The organism is Vibrio sp. Vb0349 (assembly GCF_033338975.1).
This window is the reverse complement of record NZ_JAWOTS010000283.1, coordinates 1-1,229: the sequence shown is the minus strand read 5'-3', so window position 1 is coordinate 1,229 and position 1,229 is coordinate 1. Positions and strand designations below refer to the sequence as shown.

The following is a 1,229-nucleotide window of genomic DNA, read 5'->3' as shown; positions in this document are numbered from 1 at the left end:
AATGTTTTGTGAGGAAAGGAACAGAGCAAAAAGAGAGGTAGTTAGATTGTCATTTGAAAATGTACCCTCAGAAGCTCTTCATCAGACGGTGCTGATGACAGTTGATGGGACTCAACCCAAGTCAACCGACAAGCCAAACCCTGCAATTTTGACTTACCTCGGCACTACTCCCCCTGAATGATTGGTATTGGAATTGCGGTTCCACAAATCATCTGCCTGGGCAGTGCTCCTCTTCTACATAAAGCTCAAACATTGAACGGTTTTGACGTCACAATGTCAATCAATATTTCAACCAGAATGATGGTTTTTATTAACGAAATTGTGACAGTGGTTTGACCTCTATACTTAGGGCTAATTGCCGTGTGCAACAAAATACATTAGTGTGAAACCTTTGATGCCTGAATGTATTGCTAATCGAAATAAAAATTGCTCCTGTTTTCTGGTGAACGACTTGTTAAATAATTCAAGTGAGTTTTCTTGCAAAGCATGAAGAGTGACGATGTTTTGATGGCAAATAATTCTAAAAATGACTTCTTTCAGGCTAAATGACTGCAATCAAGGAGCTGACATGCCGATCCAAAGCTTTATTCCCCCTCACCGAATTTTAATGGGCCCTGGTCCTTCCGATGTTTATCCGCAGGTATTGCAAGCCCTTAGCCGTCCAACGGTTGGTCATCTAGACCCTCTGTTTATCGCGATGATGGATGAGCTTAAACAGCTGTTGAAATACGCTTTTCAAACCGAAAATGAGTTCACTATTGCGGTTTCTGCTCCAGGCAGTGCTGGGATGGAGACTTGTTTCGTTAACTTGATCGAGAAAGGTGACAAAGTCATCGTTTGTCGAAACGGTGTCTTTGGCGAGCGCATGCGTGAAACCGTTATTCGTGCTGGTGGCGAAGTGGTGCTAGTCGATGATGAATGGGGTGCGCCTGTTTCAGTAGATAAAGTTGAACAAGCACTACAGCAACATCCTGATACAAAAATTCTGGCTTTTGTGCATGCTGAGACATCAACCGGTGCTGTCAGTGATGCGCAAACTCTAGGTAAGTTAGCCAAGCAATATAATGTGTTGTCGATTGTGGACGCCGTTACATCGTTAGGCGGCGTACCGTTAAAAGTTGATGAATGGCAGCTTGATGCTGTGTACTCAGGCAGTCAAAAGTGTTTGTCGTGTGTGCCAGGCTTGTCTCCGGTGACGCTGTCTCCGGCTGCTATCGAAAAAATTCAAT

1 protein-coding gene and 1 riboswitch are annotated in these 1,229 nt (G+C 43.9%); the gene reads left to right on the top strand.

Annotated features, from left to right (window positions below; all coding sequences use genetic code 11):
* Positions 1-63 precede the first annotated feature (63 nt).
* Positions 64-242, bottom strand: a riboswitch (Lysine riboswitch).
* Positions 243-568: 326 nt separating this feature from the next.
* On the top strand, positions 569-1,229 hold a 661-nt coding region (locus R7Q47_RS25230), incomplete at its 3' end, for a pyridoxal-phosphate-dependent aminotransferase family protein (protein WP_318090071.1).